General features: G+C 43.8%; 18 protein-coding genes and 2 tRNA genes. 13 read left to right on the forward strand and 7 right to left on the reverse strand.

Features of this window, described 5'->3' with window-relative positions; all coding sequences use genetic code 11:
• Positions 1-4: 4 nt before the first annotated feature.
• Entirely contained in the window at positions 5-712 is a 708-nt protein-coding gene (locus tag C3B73_RS05020) for a DUF429 domain-containing protein (protein ID WP_103664533.1), read from the reverse strand.
• Positions 709-2,493 carry an aspartate--tRNA ligase gene (gene aspS, locus C3B73_RS05025; RefSeq protein WP_103664534.1) on the reverse strand — a complete coding sequence of 595 codons (1,785 nt, stop codon included), beginning with the start codon at positions 2,491-2,493 and terminating at the stop codon, positions 709-711. The genes C3B73_RS05020 and aspS overlap by 4 nt, the downstream gene beginning before the upstream one ends.
• Before the next feature lie 82 nt (positions 2,494-2,575).
• Here aspS and C3B73_RS05030 point away from each other — a divergent pair, with 82 nt between their 5' ends.
• The 3 genes from C3B73_RS05030 (at position 2,576) to C3B73_RS05040 (ending at position 5,893) form a co-directional block, all read left to right on the forward strand.
• Positions 2,576-3,007, forward strand: coding sequence for a hypothetical protein (locus C3B73_RS05030; protein WP_103664535.1), 432 nt, complete (start codon positions 2,576-2,578; stop codon positions 3,005-3,007).
• Between the two features lie 131 nt (positions 3,008-3,138).
• On the forward strand, positions 3,139-3,792 hold the full coding sequence (locus C3B73_RS05035) for a LuxR C-terminal-related transcriptional regulator (RefSeq protein ID WP_103664536.1): 654 nt from the start codon (positions 3,139-3,141) through the stop codon (positions 3,790-3,792).
• Between the two features lie 112 nt (positions 3,793-3,904).
• Positions 3,905-5,893, forward strand: coding sequence for a S9 family peptidase (locus tag C3B73_RS05040; protein ID WP_103664537.1), 1,989 nt, complete (start codon positions 3,905-3,907; stop codon positions 5,891-5,893).
• Between the two features lie 154 nt (positions 5,894-6,047).
• On the opposite strand, the gene C3B73_RS13995 is transcribed toward C3B73_RS05040, so the two are convergent.
• Together C3B73_RS13995 and C3B73_RS05050 are read right to left on the reverse strand one after the other, a co-directional pair.
• On the reverse strand, positions 6,048-6,668 hold the full coding sequence (locus C3B73_RS13995; protein WP_198597281.1) for a TM2 domain-containing protein: 621 nt from the start codon (positions 6,666-6,668) through the stop codon (positions 6,048-6,050).
• 112 nt (positions 6,669-6,780) lie between these two features.
• Positions 6,781-6,854 (reverse strand) — tRNA-Met (locus C3B73_RS05050).
• Between the two features lie 661 nt (positions 6,855-7,515).
• Between C3B73_RS05050 and proS the strand changes: the two genes are divergently transcribed.
• From proS to C3B73_RS05070, 4 genes are all read left to right on the forward strand, one after another.
• A complete protein-coding gene (gene proS / locus C3B73_RS05055; RefSeq protein WP_103664538.1) occupies positions 7,516-8,982 on the forward strand; it encodes a proline--tRNA ligase in 1,467 nt (488 codons plus the stop codon).
• A gap of 207 nt (positions 8,983-9,189) precedes the next feature.
• The gene (locus C3B73_RS05060; protein ID WP_103664539.1) at positions 9,190-10,689 is read left to right on the forward strand and encodes an NAD(P)H-hydrate epimerase; all 1,500 of its coding nucleotides are present in this window, start codon (positions 9,190-9,192) and stop codon (positions 10,687-10,689) included.
• The gene (locus C3B73_RS05065) at positions 10,689-11,105 is read left to right on the forward strand and encodes a VanZ family protein (RefSeq protein WP_103664540.1); all 417 of its coding nucleotides are present in this window, start codon (positions 10,689-10,691) and stop codon (positions 11,103-11,105) included. Before C3B73_RS05060 ends, C3B73_RS05065 begins: the two co-directional genes overlap by 1 nt.
• Positions 11,106-11,267: 162 nt before the next feature.
• Positions 11,268-11,924: an energy transducer TonB gene (locus C3B73_RS05070; RefSeq protein ID WP_103664541.1), complete on the forward strand. Its 657-nt coding sequence runs from the start codon at positions 11,268-11,270 to the stop codon at positions 11,922-11,924.
• 54 nt (positions 11,925-11,978) lie between these two features.
• Here C3B73_RS05070 and C3B73_RS05075 read toward each other — a convergent pair whose 3' ends face one another.
• Together C3B73_RS05075 and C3B73_RS05080 are read right to left on the reverse strand one after the other, a co-directional pair.
• On the reverse strand, positions 11,979-12,401 hold the full coding sequence (locus C3B73_RS05075) for an NUDIX hydrolase (protein ID WP_157939434.1): 423 nt from the start codon (positions 12,399-12,401) through the stop codon (positions 11,979-11,981).
• Positions 12,394-12,723 (reverse strand): DUF1844 domain-containing protein, encoded by a 330-nt coding sequence (locus tag C3B73_RS05080; protein ID WP_103664543.1) that lies wholly within the window; start codon positions 12,721-12,723, stop codon positions 12,394-12,396. Before C3B73_RS05080 ends, C3B73_RS05075 begins: the two co-directional genes overlap by 8 nt.
• 104 nt (positions 12,724-12,827) lie before the next feature.
• On the opposite strand from C3B73_RS05080, the gene C3B73_RS05085 reads away from it, so the two are divergent.
• Together C3B73_RS05085 and serC are read left to right on the forward strand one after the other, a co-directional pair.
• Positions 12,828-14,039 (forward strand): DUF1015 domain-containing protein, encoded by a 1,212-nt coding sequence (locus C3B73_RS05085; RefSeq protein ID WP_103664544.1) that lies wholly within the window; start codon positions 12,828-12,830, stop codon positions 14,037-14,039.
• 37 nt (positions 14,040-14,076) lie between these two features.
• Complete coding sequence (serC, locus tag C3B73_RS05090; protein WP_103664545.1) at positions 14,077-15,156, forward strand: 3-phosphoserine/phosphohydroxythreonine transaminase; 1,080 nt, start codon at positions 14,077-14,079, stop codon at positions 15,154-15,156.
• Between the two features lie 6 nt (positions 15,157-15,162).
• On the opposite strand, the gene C3B73_RS05095 is transcribed toward serC, so the two are convergent.
• Positions 15,163-15,756 (reverse strand): rhomboid family intramembrane serine protease, encoded by a 594-nt coding sequence (locus C3B73_RS05095; protein WP_103664546.1) that lies wholly within the window; start codon positions 15,754-15,756, stop codon positions 15,163-15,165.
• A 120-nt stretch (positions 15,757-15,876) separates the two neighbouring features.
• On the opposite strand from C3B73_RS05095, the gene C3B73_RS05100 reads away from it, so the two are divergent.
• From C3B73_RS05100 to C3B73_RS05115, 4 genes are all read left to right on the forward strand, one after another.
• Positions 15,877-15,949: transfer RNA gene (locus C3B73_RS05100), tRNA-Thr, on the forward strand.
• Positions 15,950-16,104: 155 nt separating this feature from the next.
• Positions 16,105-16,767 (forward strand): septal ring lytic transglycosylase RlpA family protein, encoded by a 663-nt coding sequence (locus tag C3B73_RS05105; protein WP_103664547.1) that lies wholly within the window; start codon positions 16,105-16,107, stop codon positions 16,765-16,767.
• Positions 16,768-16,835: 68 nt separating this feature from the next.
• Positions 16,836-18,314, forward strand: a complete 1,479-nt coding sequence (locus tag C3B73_RS05110; protein ID WP_103664548.1) for a phytoene desaturase — start codon at positions 16,836-16,838, stop codon at positions 18,312-18,314.
• A 105-nt stretch (positions 18,315-18,419) separates the two neighbouring features.
• Positions 18,420-18,737, forward strand: coding sequence for a hypothetical protein (locus C3B73_RS05115; RefSeq protein WP_232803013.1), 318 nt, complete (start codon positions 18,420-18,422; stop codon positions 18,735-18,737).
• Positions 18,738-18,778: the final 41 nt, after the last annotated feature.

Raw genomic sequence — 18,778 nt, forward strand, 5'->3', positions numbered from 1 at the left:
TGTTCTACACGTAATGAATGGCTTTCCGCATGCCTTCAGAATCATATTCAAACTCTTCGGGTAAAGTTTTGATACCTTTTTCTTCAGAGATCTTTGCAGAATAGGCAAGCACCATCGCATCCACGATATCATCTTCCTCGACTTCATTACGACGGAAGTCTTCCTTGATATCACGGAAAAAATCATCCGCAATGGGTTCCCGGTTTTTGATCAGCTCCAAACGATGCTTGATCCCTTTTTTCAGATTCTTTTTCTGATAGATCATACCACCATTTATGGTTTGAAACAGTAACTCGGGATGAGATTCCAAGACTTTATCAATCAGGCTTTCATCTGCACGAAGCAATTCATCCACCATCCGAATCTTTGGGGTGATATTCCAGGATTGCAGGGTCAGCTTCTTCTCTGTGTACTCATGGCTGATCATATTGGCTTCTACATAGGAAGGAGCCGTCAAAGCAGGGCGAATCGGCGGACTGAATACACTTGAGGCATAATCTCCTCCAACTTTTTTACGCAGCAGTTCATCTGCTTCACGGGTGTAATTTTCGTCTTCAAGGCCGATCGGCATGTCTATGAAGATGCGGTCAAAATCTTCGAACGCTTTTTTTAAGGCATCCCTGTCTCTGAGTACTTCGTACTTCTCATTTCCTTCATCAAAGGTAATGAGAAGCCAGCCTGCTTTACACCCGTCTATTCCTGCTGTTTTCACTGTAACTGATCTTTTATGTTCTTTTTAAGTTGAATATGCAATTCATCCAGTTGATGCTTATCCACAACATCAGGAGAATTATCCATCATGCTTTGTGCCTTCTGATTTTTCGGGAAGGCAATGACATCACGCAGGCTCTTCGCCCCCGTCAGTAACATCACCGCACGATCGACACCAAATGCGATCCCGCCGTGTGGAGGTGCGCCATATTTGAATGCATCCAGGAGGAAACCAAATTTTTCTTCCGCTTCTTTCTCGCCAATGCCTAACAATTCAAAGACTTTACGCTGCATCTTCTGATCATGGATTCGAATAGAACCACCACCCAGCTCATTTCCGTTCAGCACCAGGTCATAGGCACGGGCTTTCACTTTACCCGGGTCACTTTCCATCAATTCCACATCTTCTTCTCTTGGTGAGGTAAATGGATGATGCATAGCATGATATCGACGGGTTTCCTCATCCCACTCAAGCAGTGGAAATTCAGTGACCCAAAGAAAGTTATAAGTGGATTCGTCGATCAGGCTGAACTCTTTCCCCATCATCAGACGAAGCTGCCCCAGTTGCTTTAACACATCCGGTTTTGGTCCGGCAAGTATCAATACCAGATCTCCCTTCTTAGCTTCTGATCTCTCAACCATCTGCTCAACGATATCATCCGTCAGAAATTTAGCAACACTGCAGAGCGGACCATCTTCCTGCATCTTAATATAGATCAATCCACCCGCGCCGGTTTCCTGTTTTACCCGATCAGTGAGTCTGTCTATGGCACCACGCCCCATATCACCCTGACCTGGCACGGTGATACCAACCACACCACCGCCTTTTTTCACCGTATCAGAGAAAACCTTGAATTCCGCATCCCTTACGATCTCAGAAAAATCCTTGAACTCTAAACCAAATCTTGTGTCCGGTTTATCTGAACCATAGGTATTCATGGCTTCATCATAGGTCATTCGAGGGAATGGAGTTTCTACCTCATATCCGATAGTGTCTTTGAATATCTTCTTCCAAAGTGCTTCATGGGTTTTATACACATCCTCCTCATCCACAAAACTCATCTCAACATCTATCTGAGTGAATTCCGGCTGGCGGTCAGCTCTAAGATCCTCATCCCTGAAACACTTCACGATCTGAAAATACCGGTCATAACCGGAAACCATCAGCAGCTGCTTGTACGTTTGTGGACTTTGTGGTAGCGCAAAGAACTTTCCTGCATTCACACGGCTTGGCACCAGATAATCCCGGGCACCTTCTGGGGTACTTCGCATCAGCACGGGCGTTTCCACTTCTGCAAATTCAAGGTTGTGATAGAATTCCCGAACAGACTGATAGAATTTGGATCGCAGCATCATCTTTTCCTGAACTTCAGGGCGGCGCAGATCCAGGTAACGATATTTTAACCTGACATCTTCATTTGTGGAAATACCATCCTTGATCTCAAACGGAGGAGTTTCAGCTTCAGAATAGATCACCAGGTCGGTTGCTTCGATCTCGACCTCTCCGGTAGGCAGGTTTGGATTTAAATTCTCTTCACCCCGGGTGATCACCTTACCCTTTACTCCGATCACATATTCAGCCCGGAGTTGTTCCGCCTTATTATGCAGCTGATCATCTTCTTCTTTAAAAACGACCTGTGTTACGCCATATCGATCGCGGAGATCAATAAATATAACACCACCCAGATCGCGACGGGGACCAACCCATCCATTCAAAATTACTTCTTCGCCAATATTTTCTGCAGTAAGTTCTCCGCAGGTATGTGTTCTTTTAAGGGTCATTATTTTCGATGAATCGTAGAGTGAAAACTTTTGGTTATTAAGGCGCTGAAAATACGCATAATGTTAACGAATCGCTTAATCAATGTCGCCGGAACTTATTTTTCTTATAAATACCTTTGCCTCCTTCTTTATGACCGGGCTGATCTGGATCGTGCAACTCGTTCATTACCCTTCCTTTCATTATGTGGGAGCCGACAATTTCAAGGCCTTTCAGCTCCATCACGTAAATAGCATTGATAAGATCGTTATTCCTGTCATGATCGCAGAGATTGCCACTTCATTTGGTTTGGCCTGGATGGATGGTTTCCTCAGTTTGAATGCAGCAGGTTTCTACATCGTGATCCTTATCTGGGTTTGTACAGGTCTCTTTTCCGTTCCGGCTCATACCAAACTGGAATCCTTAAAAAATGAGCCGGCTATTAGAAAGCTGGTTTCTACAAATTGGTTCAGAACAGTATTATGGTCACTCAAATCCTCTCTTAATTTTTATCTTCTCACTGAACTTATTCAGTAGAAATACGCCTATCCCTATTAACTAAAATCAGCCTTAAAAATTAAATTGGCGCAATTACAGCATTTTTAAGTACATTGTATGCCCTTCTGCGAGTGGGTCGTGGAAGAAACCATTCTACCTGGGGAGGTAAAATGAATATCATCACCACTATTGTTGCGGACGGCAACGAAATTTTCAGGCATGGCCTCAGTGCAATACTACGCGACGAAGGCTCATTTAACATCGAGAGTGAAGTGGATAACGGAGCTCTGGTATTAACCGCTTATGAAAGTGTAAAGCCTGATCTGTGCATCGTTTCCTTTAGCCTGCCCGAAATGGAAGGGATCATCATTGCCAAAAAGATCCTTGACCGTGACCCCAACGCCAACATTCTATTAATGGCCGATGACACCAACCGAAAAACCCTCAACGAATTTCTGGATTCAGGAGCATTTGGCCTGATCCATAAATCAGCCCATCGTTATGAACTTCTGGATGCTGCCCAAAAAGTATCTCAGGGTGAACGATACCTCGGCAAACAGTTCTCAAGAATGATGACGGAGGAATACAAACGGCTCGCCCAAAAGAAAAAACGTCCCGATCCTGTTAAATCCATAACCAAAAGAGAACGAGAGATCCTTGGCTTGCTCACCGAAGGCCTCACGAGTACTGAGATCGCCGAAAAACTGTTTATTAGTCCGCGTACCGTCGAAAAACACCGAACAAACCTGCTCAAAAAACTGGATCTAAAAAATACGGCCTCCCTTGTTCGTTTTGCCATGGAAAATGAGCAAGCCCTACTGTAACGCCTGCCTTTCTTTACCAATTTTTTAATGCATCTTAGGGAATATCTTTTATATTCATGAGGCAATTGTCTGCCTAACAAGCTGTATCACATAATCTTATCTAACCATCACTATGAAATCAAAGCTTTTCCCTTCCCTGTTAGTATTCTTTGGATTGATACTTTCAGTTCAACTCAATGCTCAGGGTCAAACCACAAAAACAGACCTCACCATTGACGATTATTTTGAACTAAAGAGTGTTGGATCCCCGGTTATCAGTCCCGATGGAAAATGGGTAGCCTATACCATCACAGAAACGGATTATGAGGATGACAGCCGTGAAACCCGGATCTGGATGAAATCAACCTCAGCGGGCGAGGCACTGCCAATGACTGCCAAAGGGTATTCTGCCGGAAATCCGCAATGGAGTCCGGATGGAAAGTACCTGACTTTTACCGCCTCTCGTGGTGATGTAGAAAAAACTCAGGTTTGGACCCTCAATATGATGGGTGGCGAAGCTGTGCAGCTGACTGATATTGAACAGGGAGTGTCTGATTATGCCTGGTCTCCAAAGGGTAATCGACTACTGCTAATGATAAAGGACAAAAAAGAAGAATCGGAACGTCCTGAGCCCTATGTGATCGATCGACTGCAATTTAAAAGGGATTATGTAGGATACCTTGATCGCCTGAGAACGCATGTTTATACCTTCACTCCCGGTGATACGGCTGCTGTTCAGCTGACCTTTGGTGATTTTGATGATTCGCAGGCAGTTTGGAGCCCTGATGGAACTAAGATCGCCTTTGTCAGCAATCGCACATCAAATGCAGATGGCAATGTGAACAGTGATATCTGGATCGTGAATGCTGATGATCCGGATGCCGGTCTAACCAAGATCACAAAGAATAAAGGGGGCGATTCCTCTCCTTCCTGGAGCCCTGACGGAAAACATATCGTCCATACATCAGTGATCGACACCAGTGCCATTTGGTATGCCACTAACAAACTTTCCGTTTCGGCGGCTGATGGGAGTGGTGACACTAAAATTTATTTGGACGGACTAGACCGGAATATCTCCGACCCAACCTACTCAGAAGATGGAGAAACGATTTGGTTTGTCCTGGAAGACCGAGGTGAGAGTCAGCTTGCCTCTGTAAATGCAGATGGACGTAATCTAAAAAGAGTGATCGCCGGAGACCTCAGTATCAGAAGTTTTGATGTCGAAAATGAGATCATTGCGACTTTGCAATCCACAGTCGACCGCCCGCACGAAATTTTTATCTGGGATGGTAATTCCCAGGACCGTATCACTCAGGTTAATGATGAACTGATCGATGCACGAAATATCGCTAAGGTTGAAGAGATCAAATTTGACAGTAAAGACGGTACCCCTATCGAAGGATTTATGGTCACCCCGGCTGATTATAGTGGCAATAAAAGGATACCTACCATTTTATGGATTCACGGAGGACCGGTTGCCCAGTACGATCATAGCTTCGATTTTATCCCCCAACTTTACGCAGCCAATGGTTATGCGGTCCTACTAATTAACCCTCGAGGATCCTCCGGTTACGGTCAGGCATTTTCTGAGATCCTGTTTGCCGATTGGGGAAATAAAGATTTTGAGGATGTTATGGCCGGAGTGGATCACGCCATTGAAAAAGGTGTGGCTGACCCCAATAAACTTGGTGTTGGCGGTTGGTCTTACGGAGGAATACTGACAAATTATGTGATCACCAAAACAGGACGTTTTGAAGGAGCTATTTCAGGAGCCAGTGAAACCCTGTACCGTTCAAACTATGGGCATGATCATTATCAGTTAACCTGGGAAAAGGAACTCGGTCTTCCCTGGGAAACTCCTGAAAAATGGGAACGAATTTCACCATTTAATGATGTAGACAAAGTAACAACCCCAACTCTCTGGATCGGCGGGGCCGCTGACTGGAATGTACCGATCCTCGGCTCAGAACAAATGTATCAGGCCATGAAACGACTCGGCCTCGAGACTCAACTTGTGGTTTACCCGGGTGAGCATCATGGAATTCGCAAACCCACCTTTCAGAAAGACCGATTTGAAAGATTTCTTGGATGGTTTGATACCTATGTAAAAGGTGCTGAGTAGAGAATTACGTAAAAACACGTAGTTAAATTACGTAATTCTCACCATTGACGGCCATGCCCTATTAATGTAAGTTATTGATGCAAATGGGGTAATAGCCGTCTGTAGATGATATCTGCCACCTCTCATTGATTTGAGGGTGGCTTTTTTTATGCCATTACTTTTTGGATTTGAGTTGCTTCAATTTGGCCGCCTTGAGCTCATGGTAATTGTTATGCTCATCCACCATAGAAGAAAGAGCGAACAGGTCATACAAAGCCCCAAGTCCCAAGACTCCTCCACTTAAGATCCACCCGATCCCAGTACCGATCTTCCCTAAATAAAACCGGTGAAATCCAAATATCCCGAAAAATGAGATGAACCAAAACAAATAGGCTTTACCCTTCGATTTTCTTTCGAAATCAAGATGAGTGGTACCGTTTATGACAGACACTTTTTTCTGACCACCTACCTTCGTTATAAAGTCCTCATAACTCGCCATAAGTTTTTTGGCAAACTTCCTGTACCGGGCCAATTCACTCTCTCTGACCTCCAGTTCACCTTCCAGTACCTGATACTCAAATATAAACTCATCGACTACCCTTTCCATCGGCAGTTTATCGTGCAGAAAAGCCTCTATCTTTCTTCTGAGATTCCGGATGGAGTCGTGGATAGTGATCATAAGATCTGACTGAACACCGGTGTCATTCTCTGCCACCATCTCGTCATATTTCTTAAGAGCTTTACCCAGCGCCTGATCAGCCACTAAAGCCATCTCATATTCTTCTGATTTCCGCATAATGCCCTATTGATTTAACACTCATACTGTTCGAAAAATATATCAAATTGTTTCAGAAGTAGGCTCAAAAATAAAAAAGCCCGATCCAGTGAAGAATCAGGCTTTATTTATGTACCGTGGGACGGAATTGAACCGTCGACCTCACGATTATGAGTCGTGCGCTCTAACCATCTGAGCTACCACGGCAGGTCTCTTTTCATAAAGAGCATCAAATATACGGGTTTATATAACAAAGGGTAAAATGTTTTTTCTCCGTCGTCCCGCGTATGCGGGAAGGCCCGGTAACCAGAGGCTCAAATCAAAATAAACAATGATATAGATTCAGAGTCATTTGCTTTCATCAACTTTTTGGAACCGCCGGTTCCGGTATGCATTACGAACGGGACGTTCGTAACGAGGTAAAAATATTTCTGAATCGTTACAAAGAACTGATCTCACAGAAGTTGTTAAGAAAACAGAGCTTCATAACGAGAGTAAATTATTCGACCTTAGAAAAAAGAGCGTTAAGAGGATGGCGGAATGGAACGTTAAGAAATAAATCATACCGCACGGTAATTGATTACAGGCAAGCCCGGAAAAGGAGCATTGATTTATTTTAGTGCAATGGAGACCGCTTTAGCTCTTTTTTCGCAGTCGAGAGTTTTTGGATCTTTTGTCGGTACAAAAGAACAAGGAAGGTTTAAAGGCCCAAACACTTATTCAAACCCACCTGAAGCCACAACTTCCCAAAGTACGTTACGAAGCAGGAGCTTAATAGCGAGGAATGTTTTTTCGCATTCGCCTCCTTATTCTCTACGTTAAGTTTCTTAACTTCCATGGTTCAAAAAAATTAAACTAAAACAGGTTCATGGCTAAAAACATTACATCACAAGACAAAGACTATTCACAATGGTATCTCGACGTTGTTCGCGAAGCGAAACTGGCTGAACACTCTCCGGTGCGTGGCAGCATGGTGATCCGACCGAATGGAATGGCGCTTTGGGAAAATATGCGCAACGCATTAGATCAGATGTTCAAAGATACCGGCCATGAAAATGCGTACTTCCCGCTGTTTATTCCCAAGTCATTTCTCTCAAAAGAAGCACAGCATGTAGAAGGTTTTGCCAAGGAGTGTGCCGTGGTGACCCACAGCCGACTTAAAAGTGTGGACGGAGGTGTGGAAGTAGATCCGGAATCGAAACTGGAAGAAGAACTTATTGTTCGTCCAACTTCTGAAACCATCATTTGGGATACTTATCGCAACTGGATACAATCATATCGTGATCTTCCAATTTTAGTAAACCAATGGGCCAATGTGGTACGCTGGGAAATGCGAACCCGACTGTTCCTCAGGACCATGGAATTTCTATGGCAGGAAGGTCACACGGCTCACGCTACAAAAGAAGAAGCTGCCGACGAAACCCTGCAGATGCTGGAAGTATATAAAACATTTGCCGAAGAATGGATGGCGATGCCGGTTCTGACCGGAGTTAAGACCGAAAGTGAGCGTTTTGCCGGAGCCGAAGACACCTACTGTATCGAAGCGTTGATGCAGGATGGGAAAGCTCTTCAAGCCGGAACCTCCCATTTTCTTGGACAAAATTTTGCCAAGGCTTTTGATGTAAAATTCCAGGATAAAGACGGCGAACACAAACTTGTTTGGGCTACCAGCTGGGGTGTTTCTACCCGATTGATAGGTGGTTTGATCATGACACATTCAGATGATCAGGGCCTGGTATTGCCTCCGAAATTGGCTCCAACTCAGGTTGTCGTCGTACCTATTTACAGAAGCGATGAGCAGCGTGAAGCCGTACTCGAATATGCCGATGGTATTTATGATGAACTGAAGGAACTCGGTATACGTATCAAAGTGGATGATCGCGACAACTATAATCCCGGCTACAAATTCGCCGAGCATGAAGCGGCCGGAATTCCACTGAGAATTGCCGTGGGTCCCCGTGATCTTGAGAATAACAATGTGGAACTGGCCCGCCGTGATCTCAAGTCCAAAAATATTGAAAGCCGTGAAGGACTTGGTTCTCGCGTGAAAAAATTACTGGATGATATTCAGGGTGAACTGTTCGAGAAAGCCAAAAACCGTCGTGAAGAGATGACCTCAGAAGTGGATTCTTACGAGGAATTCCAGAAGGTGATCGAAGACAAAGGCGGTTTCATCTGGGCGCATTGGGATGGTACACCTGAAACGGAAGAAAAGATCAAAGAAGAAACCAAAGCCACCATTCGCCTCATTCCTCTAGAAGAAAGTGAAGAAGGCAAGTGTATGGTCACCGGCAAACCATCGAAGCAGAAAGTGCTATTTGCTCGGTCGTATTAATTAATTTTTTCAACTTAGATTCACCATATTCTGTTGTCATCCTGAGCGCAGATTAAATAGACTAGGGTTCAAATGTCTTACGCGAAGGATCTCAAAATTTAGTACATGCTGTTTTTTGATTTGAGATACCTCGTGTTATACACTACATCACAGTTCATATAATAAACCACTCGGGATGACACCATTGGAGACAATGAATCATTATATATGCTAAAGATCCCACACCAATATTATCTCTGCTCAGCTGAACAATCCCGGTTCATGGATGAGAAGACCATTTCTGAATTTGGGATCGATGGGTTTACACTGATGGAAATTGCCGGAACCCGGGCTGCGGATCTTATTATGTCAGAGACTCCTTTAGGATCGCACGGTATATTTTTTTGTGGTAAAGGGAATAACGGCGGAGATGCTTTAGTTATAGCCCGACTGCTTTCCCAACAAGATTATAGAGTCACGGTTTGCTTTTTGTCAGGTACCGAGGATTTGAGTCCCGATGCCGATAAAAATTACCGGCTTCTCCAAAAACTGGATACTGATATTGAGATCAAGACCTGGAATGATCTCTATCCGAGTAAATATGATTTCGTGGTGGATGGAATGCTGGGAACCGGCCTCAGTTCTGATGTACGGTCACCCTATTCTGATGCCATACAATGGATCAACCAACAACAAGCCCCCGTTTTTGCCCTGGATGTACCAACCGGATTGAATGCCGATTCGGGTGAGATCATGGGAACCGCTGTGCAGGCTGATTTCACCCTTAGTTTTGGAGCCCTTAAAACCGGGTTTTACCTGAACGAAGGATTCGACACTGTGGGTGAAGTGATACTGTGTGAACTTTCCTTCCCAAATAAATACAAGAATCCGACTGCTTACCTGATAGATGAAAGTTGGGTGGAAGCAAATACCCCTACACCCAAAAAAAGAAACCATAAGTATGATGAAGGCGTACTTTACATCATTGCCGGATCAGAAGGATTGACCGGCGCCGGAATTTTAGCAGCTCGTAGCGCATGGTCAACCGGATTGGGGGCCGTGGTTCTCATCACTCCAAAAGGATTGCTGCAAATTTACGAGAAACAGCTGGAGCAGATAATCAAAAAACCGGTTGGAGAGCGGGATGAACTTATTTTTAAGCAATCGCATCTTGAAGAGGTTCAAAAAATATTAAAAGAAAAGCCCGGTAAATTATTGATCGGACCAGGATTAGGTCGCCGGAAGGATACTATTCGGTTCACTCAGGAATTACTAAAAAACTTTGCCGGCGATGTTGTCATAGATGCCGATGCCTTATTTGCATTATCAGAAATGGAAAACTGGGAGAAACCTGAATCAGCAAACTGGATATTGACTCCTCACCCGGGTGAATTGACCTCACTGGTTAAAAAGAACCTGACCAATGACCGGGAGAGATTAAATTCCGTTTCAGCTTTAGCAGCTGAAAAAAATATTACTATCTTATCAAAAGGGATGCCGGGGATTATTGGAACAGAAAACGGCAAGAGTTATATAACCGGATATGACACCCGAATTTTTTCCAGAGCCGGATTTGGTGATGTACTGGCCGGAAAGGCCTCTGCTTTCTGGCAACTGTCCGGTTCTGCAGAAATCGCTTGCTTCAAAGCACTGATAGACGGCAAACAAAAATCAGAAGCATTTTACTCGATACAGTCCGGGGCATTAGAACCAATTGATATCATTTAATGACGAAACCTCTTAAGAAGCTGACCCGCTCAGTACAACTTTACCTGATCTTGTTGATCATTTCTACCATTGGCATTCTGTATGGCACGCTATTTCCTGCAGATTATAATGTGCCAAGATCATTTTACGGTTTGGATAAAGTGGTACATTTTGTCATGTTTGGAGCCTGGACCTTCTTTTTTGGGATCGTCAGGTTTTTAAAAGGAAATTTTAAACTCATGATCGTTTTTGCCGGAGGAGCGGTCTTTGGCATCCTGATAGAGGTACTTCAACACTATCTGCCAACCGGACGAAACCCTGAGATGCTAGACCTTGTTGCAGATATAGCGGGCACCGGAGCCGCTGTAATTGTTCTATACATTATTTCAAAGACCTTTACACTGTTTTCTTCCAACCCACATGAAAATGCGATTTAAACTTTGTAAGGGATTAGTTTGATTGAATACAGATGCCTAATGCAAACAGTAACTTAAATTATCCTGAGTATTTAGTTAAATTAACAACTGATTACTTGCACAGTATCTAATAAATTCCGTTCTTTTTAGCGGATTAAAACTGACTAACTCTGTACCTGAATTATGATAAACGAAAGAAAATCACCAAAAGCCGATCTCAAGAGATCATATACTGTCTATTTAGAGGCAGGTTTGATTCTTGCTCTGCTTATAATGATTACTGCTGTTAAAGTTACACTTGAGACCGAACCACCTCAGGTTATACAGCTTGATGAGCAGGAAGTTGTTGAAATGGAAGAGATCGTTCAAACGAAACAAATTGAAACTCCACCTCCACCACCCAGACCACCGGTGCCGGTTGAAGTTCCAAATGACGAGATCATTGAAGATGAAATGATCGACCTTGATGCGGAATTAGACTTTGATGCACCACCTATGGATCTGCCTCCTCCCCCTGAAGAAGAGGAAGAAGAAGAAGATTTCTTCGTGGTAGTAGAGGAAATGCCTAAGCTTATTGGCGGTATGGCCGAGCTTCAGGGAAGTGTAAGATATCCTGAAATGGCACGACGTGCCGGTATCGAAGGCCGTGTTACCGTACAGTTTATTGTAAACGAACAGGGGAAAGTTGAAAACGCCCGTGTTGTTCGTGGAATTGGCGGTGGCTGTGATGAGGAAGCTCTGAAAGCTGTTCAAAAGGCTGAGTTTGAGCCCGGAATGCAGCGCGGACGTCCGGTTCGTGTGCAGTATGCACTCTCAATTAACTTCCGCTTGGAGAACTAATTCTCTGAAATGTTTTTACAAAAAAGGGTGTGATCGTTTGATCACACCCTTTTTTTATGACTTAAATTTTTGCAGGATCTCTTTCAGGTTGTCATATCCTGAAACAGTGACTGCTGTTTCAAATGGCATCCATTCTATTTTCTCAATTCCCTCTTCAGTTTGAGGAATCAAGTCCTCATTTCGGGTAAAGATCATAGAATACCAGTGAGTCGTTTTACCCATCATACTTCCCTGATCAGGATATTCATGATAGGTCTCCCCCAACTTTTTTATAAGCGCGGGGATCCCACTTCCCACTTCTTCCGAAACTTCACGGGCCGCACACATTTCTAAGGTCTCTCCTTCCTCATGTTTACCTTTCGGGAGGTCCCAAACCCCATTCCTGAAGATCATCAGGATCTCCGGGGCCTGCTCTTCATTCAATCGGAAAACAACCCCTCCTGCCGCTGTTATGGGTACAACGTCAGAGTTACTCACTTTCTCCGTTTTGTTGCTCTTCTCCGGCCTCAGACTTTTCTTTCTTCTTCTCGTCGGCATAATTCAGGCGCAATGTGGTCAATGTTTGTTCCAGATATCCGGCAGCCTCATCAGAAAGATTTCCTTTAGTATATTTCTTAAGCATACCCAAAGTATCGATCGCATATTTAGCGGAGGAAAGATCTTTTTCCATTTCCTGAGTAGCCGGGTTTTGAAGCTTTCCTAAACCCATCATGGCAATTTGCTGATGTTGTTGAATAAGCATCATGAACAGTAGTTGCTCCTGCTGTTCTTCGTTTAAGTTCTTGTTGTTTATATCCATTTTATTCTCGTTTTATTTACACAATTTGATTGTGATAAATTTAATAAAGTTCATTTTTATGTACCTTCAATAATTCTAAGGATAACCAAAATTACACACATTATATGGCCGTTCTAAAGCCTTTTAAAGCATGGAGACCCCAACCCGAATTTGCAGATAAAGTAGCCTGTGTACCTTACGATGTCATTAACACATCTGAGGCTAAAGAAATGGCCGCCGGTAATCCAACAAGCTTCCTGCATGTGATCAGGCCTGAGATCGACCTCCCATCCGGAATATCAATTTACAAAGATGAAGTGTATCAAAAGGGAAAGGAGAACCTTAAGAGCCTATTAGATTCAGAGGTATTTACTCAGGAAGAACAGGAAGCCCTCTATATCTACCGATTAACTATGAATGGCCGATCCCAAACCGGAATATTTGGTTGTGTGAGTGTAGTCGATTACAACAACGATATCATTCTGAAGCACGAGAAGACACGGCCTGATAAAGAAAATGACAGAACGCGGCATATCATAACTCAACAAGCTCATGCTGAACCGGTTATGTTGACCTTCCGGGATTCTGAAAATATTTCAACATACATGAGTGCTTTTACAGGTGATCACGACCCTGTGTACGATATTCAAACTGACGACGGTATTTCTCACACTATTTGGAAAGTAGAAGAAGCCTCTGATCTGATCGAGGCTTTTGGAAAGATCCCAAAGATCTACGTGGCCGATGGTCATCACCGGTGTGCAAGTGCAGCCCGAGCGGCTAAAGAATCAGCTGAGAAAAATGCTGACCACAATGGCTCAGAGGAGTATAATTACTTTCCTGCGGTCCTGTTTCCTACTGACCAACTTGAGATCCTGGCCTACAACCGGATCGTATTATCAATTCCCGACGATTTCTTGAAACAACTATCTGAGCGTTTTCAGGTCAAAAAGAATGCCCAACCCGTTCCTGAAGAAAAGGGTACTGTAGCATTCTATGTGAATGATAACTGGTACAGCATTCATTTTAAGGATCAGGATCACTCAGACCCCACAACTTCTCTCGATATCTCCAAGCTTCAGAAGCGGGTACTGGAACCCATTCTTGGGATCAAGGATCAGAGAACGGACCCCAATATTGATTTTGTTGGGGGTATTCGCGGTACAGATGAGTTGGAAAAACTGGTGGATAATGGGGAAGCTGCACTCGGCATCAGCCTTTACCCCACAAGCATTAACGAATTAATGGATGTTTCTGATGCCGGATTACTCATGCCTCCAAAATCTACCTGGTTTGAGCCGAAACTTCGGTCGGGACTTCTCGTTCACACATTTTAAGAAATCTGATTAACTCCCTAATTGAGTAGGAGCATCTATGCATCGTGTTCACAATTTTAGTGCCGGCCCGGCTGCTTTACCGGACGAAGTTCTTGAAATTGCCAAAGAAGAAATCATGGACTACCACGGACAAGGCACTTCCATCATGGAACAAAGTCACCGAGGCGAGGCCTATACCGAAGTCGATCAACAAGCTAAAGAAAGGCTCGATCGAATTCTGAAACTGGAGAACCGATTTCACATCATGTTTTTACAAGGAGGAGCCAGTTCTCAGTTCATGCAAGTTCCCTTTAACTTTCTTGACAGGCACGAAACGGCAGATTACATCAATACCGGTGTTTGGTCAAATAAGGCGATAAAGGAAGCACGGCTATTTGGCAACGTCCACGAGTCTTACTCCGGAGAGAATGAAGCTTTCAGGCGTGTCCCGCAGGATTCTGAATTGACCTTTCATGACCAAAGCCGATATGTGCATTACACCAGCAACAATACCATTTACGGAACACAGTTTTCCGGGGAACCGGATACTGGTGGTATCCCTCTCATTTGTGATGCCTCCTCCGATTTCATATCACGCCCCATTGATCCTAAAAAATATGGGATGATCTATGCAGGAGCTCAAAAGAATCTGGGTCCTTCCGGTGTCACTGTGGTAATGGTCAGAAAAGACTTCCTGCAATCCATCTCAAAAGAAAATATTCCCACTATTCTGGATTATAGAACTCATGCTGAAAGAATATTCAATACCCCACCGACCTTTGCCGTTTACATGGTAAACCTGGTTTTAAAATGGGTGGAAGAGCGTGGAGGCATTCCTCATTTCCAAACCTTAAATGCCAAAAAAGCTGAGCTACTTTACAGTGAAATCGATAGAGATGCTTTTTACAAAGGCACTGCTGAGAAGAATTCCCGGTCCAAAATGAATGTCACATTCCGTCTCAACGATGAAGGTCTTGAAGAGCGATTCATCAAAGAAGCTGCCAAAAATGAACTTGTGGCTTTAAAAGGACATAGAAGCGCCGGCGGGATCCGAGCCAGTATCTACAATGCCTGCCGGTTAGAATCGGTAGAGGCCCTGGTTAGCTTCATGGATCATTTTAGAAGCAAATACGGGTGATCGAACTCAAAGTAATCCAAATACGGTCAGAAAATGATCGATCGTATTAGGTACAAAGATGATCAGATACACTAAGCCCCAGAGCGCCCCGGCAATATGAGCCAGGTGATTGATCCTTCCCTCCTTTCGGCTTGCATAGACGCTGTAGGCTAAAAATAATGCTCCAAAAATGATAGCCGGTATCCCGACCGGAATAAACATTATATAGATAGGATCTAACGGGAACAGAAAAATAAAGGCAAACAAAACACCCTCCACTGCACCGGATGCACCAACGGTCGCAAATTCCGGGTTGTCTTTTTCCTTATACAATGAAGGTAAACCGGAAACGATCAACCCCGTGAAATAAAGCGCCAAAAAGTGGCCCTGACCGATGGTTCTTTCCAATACCAATCCAAAAAAGAATAGTACAAACATATTCAGGAAAAGGTGACCGAGACCGGCGTGAACAAATCCAGAGCTGACCAACTCATACCAGGTCTTCTGCCGAACGGTACGATATGGCATCATCATGAATTTGTTAAATAATTGAGGGGCGGCGTAAAGCGTCACAACAGACACCAGTACGTTCAAAGCGATCAGCGAAATGGTTACCGACATGAATTTTTTCTTTTTAAGTTAAGACGAAAACGCGTCTGTTGCAGAAGAACCATAAAGAGTTGTAAATTTGATAAGAAAACTAACCGAAGCAGCTCAGGGGTAGAGTCCAGAGGGCCATAAGCCAATATAGCTCAGTTGGTAGAGCAATCCCCTCGTAAGGGATAGGTCGTCGGTTCGAGTCCGACTATTGGCTCATAGGGATAAAAAATAGATCGTCGGTTCAAATTCGATCTTCGGCTCATTTAATTATATTTCATAATTCTACTTCTGCATCAACGGAATATCCTGCTTTAGCATTTCTGGAAAAAGCGGAATATATTTTCGTAATCATAATCTATTATCATCTACATGAGATCATTACAAGCTACGTTAATCATTGTGTTGGGTATATTTGTGCTAACCGGATGCGGGATGTCCAAAGAAACCCTGGATGCAGATTACGCCTCCACAGAAAATGCACGAGCTATTGAGAATGGAGTATCCAGTTGGTACGGCCCGAATTTTCACGGAAAGTTAACTGCAAATGGCGAGACTTACGATATGAATGGAGTCACGGCTGCGCATCGCACCCTTCCGTTTGGCACTATCCTGCTTGTAGAGAATCTTGATAATGGCAAAACCGTACAGGTTCGGATCAATGACCGGGGGCCTTATGCCAAAAACAGGATCATTGATCTATCTAAAGGTGCCGCAGAAAGAATAGACATGATCGGTCCGGGCACGGCACGGGTTAGACTTTACCTGCTTGAAGGTGACCTCGAGAATTCAAGAGTGACCGATCTTAAAGTTCCCACCTACACCGTTCAACTTGGTTCCTACAAAGATATTCAGCAGGCTGAGCTTCATGTTGAAAAGCTTGAAGGCACACGAATTGAAACCATCGAAACAGATGAGAGCACCTTTTATCGGGTTTACTTCGGGACATATACTGATCCCGATGAAGCACGGCAGGAAATGCAGCGACTCAATAATCTGGGTCATGCAGGCTTTGTGAAGCAGATCGAAAATTAATTATCCTTTCCGGGATTGATTATTCCTTTTTTTCCGTTTTCCGCACAAACAACAAAACTATATCTGTTATGAAAAAGAATATCATTGTTATTGGAAGCGGATTTGGCGGATTAGGTGCTGCATCGCGTTTACTTTCTGCCGGTCATGATGTCGCCATCCTGGAAAAAAGAGATAAGCTGGGTGGACGCGCATATGTCTACGAAAAAAATGGCTTCAAATTTGATGGCGGGCCAACGGTGATCACCGCGCCTTTCATGTTCGACGATATTTTTGAAGCTGCCGGGAAAAAACGCGAAGATTATTTTGAATTGGTTCCTTGTGACCCTTTCTACCGGATCTTTGACCATGAAGGTAAAGGTTTCGATTATAACAGTGATCACGATTTCATCCTTTCTGAGATCGAAAAACGTAGCCCGGGCGGTGTTAAAGGTTATGAGGAATTCATTAAAACCACCAAGCCCATTTTTGAAAAAGGCTTTATTGAGCTGGCTGACAAACCATTCCTGAAGTTCACTGATATGCTGAAAGTGGCTCCGGACCTCATTAAGCTGAAGTCTCATCAATCCGTTTATAAATATGTATCTCAGTTTATTGAGGATGATTTCCTGAGAAGAGCTTTTTCATTTCATCCCCTCCTGGTTGGCGGAAATCCCTTTGATACCACTTCCATCTATTCCATGATACATTATCTGGAACGTGAGTGGGGTGTTCATTATGCCATGGGTGGCACGGGTGCCATTGTAAATGCCCTGGAGAAATTGATCCGTGAACAAGGGGGGGAAATTCATACGGAAACTGAAGTCGAGGAGATCCTGATCAAAAACGGCAAAGCTGTTGGGGTCCGACTGAAAAACGGTGAAACACTTGAAGCAGACGAGGTCGTTTCCAATGCTGATGTTGCATTCACTTACAAAAACCTTATCAATCCAAAACACCGCAAGAAATACACCGATCGCAAGATCCAGAAGACCAAGTATAGTATGTCTCTTTTTGTGATCTATTTTGGCACCAAAAAACGCTACAACGATACGAACCTGGCTCACCATAATATCATTCTTGGCGAGCGCTACAAGGGACTTCTGTCAGATATCTTCCACGACAAAAAACTGGCAGATGATTTCTCATTGTATCTGCATATGCCAACGAAGACCGATCCATCAATGGCTCCAAAAGGACATGAAGCTTTTTACGTTCTCTCTCCGGTTCCACATTTAGACAGTAAAACCGACTGGAACGAAATGGCTCCGATCTACCGCGATAAGATCATGAATTTTCTGGAAGAGAATTATTTACCGGATCTTCAGGAAAATCTGGTGGCCGAGCATTACATAGATCCCCTGCATTTCCAGAATGAACTGAACAGTTACAAAGGCTCCGCTTTTTCTGTAGAACCGATACTGACTCAATCAGCCTGGTTCCGCCCTCATAACAAATCTGAGGATGTTGAAAGCCTGTATTTTGTAGGCGCCGGAACTCATCCGGGTGCCGGTTTACCCGGAGTACTGTCTTCTTCTATCATTGCCCAGGACCTGATCGGGAAAGCTTAGAAGATCACTTCAATTTTCTATCAAGGCTGTTTGATCGGTTTTACTTCATAATATCTTAATCAGTTTCCATTAGGTTGCTGATACAGATCAATGGAGGTAATAGCGATGAAAACAGCCTTTATTATATTCATGGTTTTACACGGACTCATCCATTTGCTTGGATTCCTAAAAGCTTTTGAACTGGCGGAGGTCAAGGAACTTAAGATGCCCATCACAAAAGCCTCCGGAGTTATCTGGCTTATCACGACTCTATTATTCATCCTCACAGCCACACTTTACACTTTCAACTCCGGTATATATGTAGGCTTGGGAGTTTGCGGCGTTACCCTGTCCCAGGCGTTGATCTGGCGGGATTGGCAGGATGCTAAATACGGCAGTATTCCGAACCTGATATTCGGTATCGTGCTTTTTCTTTCAATTTAAAGGCTTGTTCTTGTAAAATCCTATCAGGGCACTGTATGTAC

Source organism: Gracilimonas amylolytica, assembly GCF_002911695.1.
In the GTDB taxonomy this organism is placed as follows: Bacteria; Bacteroidota; Rhodothermia; order Balneolales; family Balneolaceae; genus Gracilimonas; species Gracilimonas amylolytica.

Bases quoted from the DNA above. Each gene is read 5' to 3' on its own strand.
- C3B73_RS05070 (WP_103664541.1), top strand. From the start codon at position 11,268: ATGATAAACGAAAGAAAATCACCAAAAGCCGATCTCAAGAGATCATAT.
- C3B73_RS05080 (WP_103664543.1), bottom strand. From the start codon at position 12,723: ATGGATATAAACAACAAGAACTTAAACGAAGAACAGCAGGAGCAACTA.
- C3B73_RS05095 (WP_103664546.1), bottom strand. From the start codon at position 15,756: ATGTCGGTAACCATTTCGCTGATCGCTTTGAACGTACTGGTGTCTGTT.
- C3B73_RS05115 (WP_232803013.1), top strand. From the start codon at position 18,420: ATGAAAACAGCCTTTATTATATTCATGGTTTTACACGGACTCATCCAT.
- C3B73_RS05060 (WP_103664539.1), top strand. From the start codon at position 9,190: ATGCTAAAGATCCCACACCAATATTATCTCTGCTCAGCTGAACAATCC.
- C3B73_RS05065 (WP_103664540.1), top strand. From the start codon at position 10,689: ATGACGAAACCTCTTAAGAAGCTGACCCGCTCAGTACAACTTTACCTG.
- C3B73_RS05035 (WP_103664536.1), top strand. From the start codon at position 3,139: ATGAATATCATCACCACTATTGTTGCGGACGGCAACGAAATTTTCAGG.
- C3B73_RS05030 (WP_103664535.1), top strand. From the start codon at position 2,576: ATGTCGCCGGAACTTATTTTTCTTATAAATACCTTTGCCTCCTTCTTT.
- C3B73_RS05105 (WP_103664547.1), top strand. From the start codon at position 16,105: ATGAGATCATTACAAGCTACGTTAATCATTGTGTTGGGTATATTTGTG.
- C3B73_RS05040 (WP_103664537.1), top strand. From the start codon at position 3,905: ATGAAATCAAAGCTTTTCCCTTCCCTGTTAGTATTCTTTGGATTGATA.
- C3B73_RS05085 (WP_103664544.1), top strand. From the start codon at position 12,828: ATGGCCGTTCTAAAGCCTTTTAAAGCATGGAGACCCCAACCCGAATTT.
- C3B73_RS13995 (WP_198597281.1), bottom strand. From the start codon at position 6,668: ATGCGGAAATCAGAAGAATATGAGATGGCTTTAGTGGCTGATCAGGCG.
- C3B73_RS05110 (WP_103664548.1), top strand. From the start codon at position 16,836: ATGAAAAAGAATATCATTGTTATTGGAAGCGGATTTGGCGGATTAGGT.
- proS (WP_103664538.1), top strand. From the start codon at position 7,516: ATGGCTAAAAACATTACATCACAAGACAAAGACTATTCACAATGGTAT.
- aspS (WP_103664534.1), bottom strand. From the start codon at position 2,493: ATGACCCTTAAAAGAACACATACCTGCGGAGAACTTACTGCAGAAAAT.
- serC (WP_103664545.1), top strand. From the start codon at position 14,077: ATGCATCGTGTTCACAATTTTAGTGCCGGCCCGGCTGCTTTACCGGAC.